At 51.5% G+C, this 5431-nt stretch carries 6 protein-coding genes; 5 read left to right on the forward strand and 1 reads right to left on the reverse strand.

Features of this window, described 5'->3' with window-relative positions:
* Nucleotides 1-489 (reverse strand): cyclase family protein (locus tag K5905_RS26705; RefSeq protein ID WP_297589938.1); only part of this gene is annotated, 489 nt, incomplete at its 3' end.
* Between the two features lie 584 nt (nucleotides 490-1073).
* Here K5905_RS26705 and K5905_RS26710 point away from each other — a divergent pair.
* The 5 genes from K5905_RS26710 to K5905_RS26730 all read left to right on the forward strand — a co-directional run.
* The gene (locus K5905_RS26710; protein WP_297589941.1) at nucleotides 1074-2165 is read left to right on the forward strand and encodes an ATP-binding protein; all 1092 of its coding nucleotides are present in this window, start codon (nucleotides 1074-1076) and stop codon (nucleotides 2163-2165) included.
* A gap of 3 nt (nucleotides 2166-2168) precedes the next feature.
* Nucleotides 2169-3107 (forward strand): tetratricopeptide repeat protein, encoded by a 939-nt coding sequence (locus tag K5905_RS26715; protein WP_297589944.1) that lies wholly within the window; start codon nucleotides 2169-2171, stop codon nucleotides 3105-3107.
* A 1-nt stretch (nucleotide 3108) separates the two neighbouring features.
* Nucleotides 3109-3672 (forward strand): hypothetical protein, encoded by a 564-nt coding sequence (locus tag K5905_RS26720; protein WP_297589947.1) that lies wholly within the window; start codon nucleotides 3109-3111, stop codon nucleotides 3670-3672.
* Between the two features lie 125 nt (nucleotides 3673-3797).
* Nucleotides 3798-4271, forward strand: coding sequence for a GNAT family N-acetyltransferase (locus K5905_RS26725; protein WP_297589949.1), 474 nt, complete (start codon nucleotides 3798-3800; stop codon nucleotides 4269-4271).
* A 78-nt stretch (nucleotides 4272-4349) separates the two neighbouring features.
* A partial coding sequence (locus tag K5905_RS26730) for a YifB family Mg chelatase-like AAA ATPase (RefSeq protein WP_297589952.1) occupies nucleotides 4350-5431 on the forward strand: 1082 nt, incomplete at its 3' end.

Here is a 5431-nt window from a genome sequence, read left to right on the forward strand (position 1 = left end):
CATGGCAACGCAGGCACCTTGCGGAATGTCACCATGGGCTCCGATCCAGGTTTTCAGATCGTCCGGTGTCACTTGCGCATTCGCGTCTTCTGCCGCCTTGGCCTTGATATCGACAATACACAGAGGTGCGACCAGCTTTTCGACGGGGATTTCTGCAACCGATTGACCATCAGCGGAAAAATGCAGCGGTGCATCCATATGCGTGCCGGTGTGCTCGTTGATGGTCAGTTCGTAAAGGTTGTAGCCGTCCTTGGCGATATCGAAGACCTTGCTGGTAAGAAACTGTTCGCCGCCACCATAGGTCGGAAAGTCCTTGTGAAGTTCATGGGTCATGTCGGTGATCTTTGCCGGAGCCTGCGCCATTGCAGGCATGGCACCGGAAATCGTGGACGTTGCCGCGATTCCGGTGCCGACGGCGGCTGCCCTGAAGAAATCCCGCCGCGACAGCATCCGCTTTTTCACGGAATTCATTACGCAATGATCACACATGAATGCACCCTCCGGTTTCTGTTGAACTTGAACGACAGTTAGCGCGGTATTGGCGTTTGTCTCGAAGTTCCAGGAAATCGTGTCTGCTTTCCTTGCCGTCGAGGTAACGCGGTTTCGCCTTTTCCGCTGGTCGGTCGCTTCATCAAAGACCAAAATGCGACATTGCGGAGACTACGACCGGCAGGCATGCTCAGGCATTGGCACTCAAAACACAATTGGATTGTCTGAGATGATTGTCAGGCAGGCCACGCGCACCGATGGCCTGGGTAGGCGTTCTTACGTCAGGTGATTGAGAGATTTTGACACCGATCCTGAACCGGTCAAGGTTGCAATACGTCTGTAAATCTGGCTGCTGTTGTTGGTGGCATAAACTGGACGATAGTTGCGCTTTTAAGTTGAAATTTGGTTTTTGTTAAATCCTTCTGATCTAGAACCTCCACTGGAACAGAATTAGGTTCACCGCGAGTGAAAAATCAGATTCGTCAATTGGGGTGAAGTTGTTGCAACGTGATTTACCTGAAGAATTTCAATCGCTTATTAATTTAGTCAAGCAAAATCCTGCGAATGATGGAGCTATGCGAGCGGTGCTAGTTCTTTTGGAGCAAGCCCCCGACAGCAGCGTGATTATCGATGGACTGGGGCAGATCGAGCCGGATCTGATCTCGAATTCGGAATTAAGGGCCAGGGCGGCCATCTTGTTGCGAAAGGCCGACGATTCCGATCTCGCTGACGAGTGGCACATGCAACCGGAGGCAAATGCGGCGACCAACGTCATAGCCATCGACCGGTCTGCTGTTCCTGTCACCAATCAGTCGGCTCATATTACGTTCGACGATATTGGCGGACTTGAAAATGTGAAAAAGCAGGTTCGGCGAAAGATAATAAATCCATTTCAAAACAAAAAAGCCCTGTTCGACCGGTTCAAGCGAAAGGCCGGTGGTGGAGTTCTGATGTACGGACCACCCGGATGTGGCAAGACCATGCTTGCGCGCGCTCTCGCTCACGAATGCAATGCGACATTTTTAAATGTGAGGGCTGCAGACATTCTGGACCAATATGTCGGAAATGCTGAGAAGAAGATTGCGCAGATGTTCCAGGAAGCAAGAGCCTCTCGCCCTGTTGTTCTCTTTTTCGATGAAGTCGAAGCGTTGGCTCAGAAACGTCAATTTGAAAGCAGCGAGCGGGTCAACACGACTGTGTCCGCTTTGCTAACGGAAATGGATGGATTTAATGACAATGATGGGGTTCTGTTTCTCGGCGCGACCAACGTGCCTTGGTCGATTGATTCCGCCTTCCGGCGCCCGGGACGTTTCGACCGTACGCTGTTCGTACCACCGCCGGATCGGGTGGCCCGGAAGTTTATTCTGAGCGGCCTTTTGAAAGATCGGCCAGTGTCCGAAAAATTGGATATTGAACATGTTGTCGAAAAGTGCACCGGTTTTTCCGGAGCGGATCTAAGTGCATTGGTCGATACGGCAGTTGATATCGCCATAGAAGAAAGTCCGTCGGTGGATGCGCTTGTTCCACTCTCGACGAACCATTTCCAAGAAGCCATGCAAGAGGTTAAGTCGTCCGTTGGTGAATGGCTTGGACAAGCGCGCAGTTTCTCAGAATACGCAAATTCAAGCGGGATGTATGACGATCTGGCCGCCTTTTTGAAAAAATATGCGAGGTAAGGTGTGACCCAATCGCTCAATACCGCTCGTGCTTTGCTTACAGCGCAAAACTTCGAAGGCGCTCGCCGACTGGTCAACGAATTCCTGGAAAAGCAGCCGGACGATATCGGCTGCTGGCGTTTTAGAATTCAAATCGAGATGGAGGCGGAGAACTACAAGGAAGCGCTTCATATTTGCCGCAATATTCTTCAAACGCATCCTGAAAATGCCGGTTTACGCGAACTGGAGTTCGACGCGCTCGCGTATCTAAGAAAGAAAAAAGAAGCGCGTAAAGCATATGAGAAATTCAAGACGGATTTCCCACACCATCACAACTGCATTGAAACTATGCAGTATTCACTCGATGCGCTGGATGGCGAAACTCAGAAGATAAACAGATTTCTTGATGAATTCGACATCGATGATCTTGATTTTTCCGTCATACGGGACTTTGGAATAACGTATCACAAAATGGGCAATGTGTTTCGGGCACAACAATACCTGGAAAAAGCCCACTCACATTTCTTCGATGATTATGAATTCAACAAAACGTTGGCCATGAACAGTTTGCAGTTAGGTCGGCTAGCAAAGGCCCGAAAATATGCAAGGATTGCGCTTGGCATATCACCCAGGGACAGACACATGTGGGTGCTCATCTTCGCTAGCTATCTTTTTTACCTACCACAATTTTATATCTTTAACGCTATATTGGTCTTAGCAAACTTAGTAATTGGTTTGGCTGGGATAGTATTAGGTTTTGCTTTTCTTTTCCTCGTCGGAATTTATGGCTACGAAACAGCTAGATTCATAGAAAAATCAATGAGCGTATTGCTGGACATTGAGTTTTTATCAAGTGTCTACAATTTTTATTTTTTCTTATTAGCGTATTTACTGGTGCAGTATCCAAATTATTTCAATTTTCTGTACAAAAGAAAAAAAGAAGTAAAGCTAAAGAGATACTAATATGAACCTGTTTCCAACTTCATGGCCTGAATTGGATCGGCAAACGATCATCGGAGTTTCTCCTTGGGCGATATTCATTGCTGCATCCGCGATGTTTCAATACTTGGTGAACCCACTTTATACGAGCTTTGACCGGACAATCGACGGCCTGGAAACCAAAACCATTTATGCCCGGCAGACTGGTGGCAAAATCTGCGTTGGAGACATGGTGACATTCCGCGCCGCCGATACAGGAACACGATACATTCGTCGCATCGCTGCTGGTGAAGGGCAGCTGTTTTCCGTAAGCCCGCAAGGGTACTTGATCGATGATGTTGCGTTTCTGGCAGATGCAAAATGGCTCGAGGTCGCCCGTAAGCAACTTGGTAACGAGCGTTCCATCGTCCTCCCGAAAGATCACTATCTGATCGTCAATTCCGAGTTTGGTTGGGATAGGGTAGGCGGCGAATGGGCATATGCTGTGGTCTCTAGTGCCAACATTCTCAATCGGGTAACTTATGTTCTTGTGTCCAGGGATCTTTCCCGGATTGGGGACCGGCTCAATTCGGATGGTTCAGGTTGTTGAATCTGTTGCATTCTACCTGCTGCTGGTCGGTCGCTTCATCAAAGACCAAAATGCGACATTGCGGAGACTACGACCGGCAGGCATGCTCAGGTATTGGCACTCATAACACAATTGGATTATCTGAGATGATTGTCAGGCAGGCCACGCGCACCGATGCACAGGCGATGAGCGAGATCCTGGTAGAGATTTTCAAGGAGTGGGGCAGCGATCGGCAGAGTGATCCAGAATTTGTGACCACCTATTATATCGAGCATCCCGACAACGTTCGATGCTCCATTGTTGCGGAAGATGACGGTACGGTCATTGGTTTTCAGGCGCTGAAAAAGGCATTAGAGGGCAACATTTTCGATCTTCCGGCCGGCTGGGGAATTATCGGTACCTATGTCAGCATGTCTGCTGGTCGGAAAGGCGCAGGTTCCGCACTGTTTGCCTCCTCGGTTGAAGCTGCCCGCAAGTCCGGCCTGGAAAACATCGATGAGACCATCGGCAAGGCCAATAGTCGTGGACAGGCCTATTATGAGGCAATGGGATTTCGGACTTACCGGGAATTGCCCACCGCCGTTGGCAAGTGTTTCAAGGTGTTAGCGCGGTCTGAGTGACGCGTGTTCCATCTTTGTTCTTGAAACCTTACCTGAGATATGGTTCGTTGAATCACATCTCAGGGTAGAGGGTCCAGAATGGTCAGTCGGGTTGCCACCGTCGCATTTCAGGGAATTGAGGCCGTACCGGTCGACGTGCAGGTTCATGTCGGGCCGGGCATGGTCGCTTTCACTATTGTCGGTCTGCCGGACAAGGCTGTTGCGGAAAGTCGGGAACGTGTGCGGGCAGCGCTTTCTGCCTCCGGTCTGGCGTTGCCGGCCAAACGCGTCACCGTCAACCTGGCACCGGCGGACCTGCCGAAGGAAGGCTCTCATTACGACCTGCCGATCGCGCTTGGGGTGATGGCGGCGATTGGTGCAATTCCGGCAGAATTTCTCGACAAGTATGTGGTTCTCGGGGAACTTGGTCTCGACGGCACGTTGGCTCCGGTCACGGGTGTCTTGCCCGCGGCAATGGGGGCGAATGCGCTTGGAAAGGGGTTAATCTGCCCTGAACAAAGTGGCGGCGAGGCTGCCTGGGCCGACAGCGAGATGGATATCCTCGCTCCGCGTTCGCTGATTCAGCTTGCCAATCACTTCAAAGGCACACAGGTTCTGTCGCGCCCGATTGCCAAGCTACATGGCAATGCCGGACAGTTGCCGGACCTTTCTGAAATCAAGGGACAGGAAAGCGCCAGGCGGGCCTTGGAAATCGCCGCTGCAGGAGGACATAATCTATTGATGACCGGCCCTCCCGGCTCCGGAAAGTCAATGCTGGCAAGTCGATTGCCGTCTATTCTGCCGCCGTTGATACCGCGCGAGCTTCTGGAAGTTTCCATGATTGCGTCGCTGGCCGGTGAGCTGGGCGAAGGAAAGCTGACCGATCGACGTCCCTTCCGGGCACCGCATCATTCAGCTTCCATGGCCGCTTTGGTCGGCGGTGGTCTCAGAGCGAGACCCGGGGAGGTGTCCCTGGCGCATAACGGCGTGCTGTTTCTGGATGAACTGCCGGAATTCAACCCGCAAGTTCTCGACAGTTTGCGTCAGCCGCTTGAAACCGGCGAAGCGGTCATTGCCAGGGCCAATCACAGGGTAACGTATCCGGCCCGCATACAGCTTGTGGCAGCCATGAACCCCTGCCGGTGCGGGCATGCCGGTGAGCCGGGACACCAATGCCGCCG

Source organism: Roseibium sp. (assembly GCF_025698965.1).
GTDB lineage: Bacteria > Pseudomonadota > Alphaproteobacteria > Rhizobiales > Stappiaceae > Roseibium.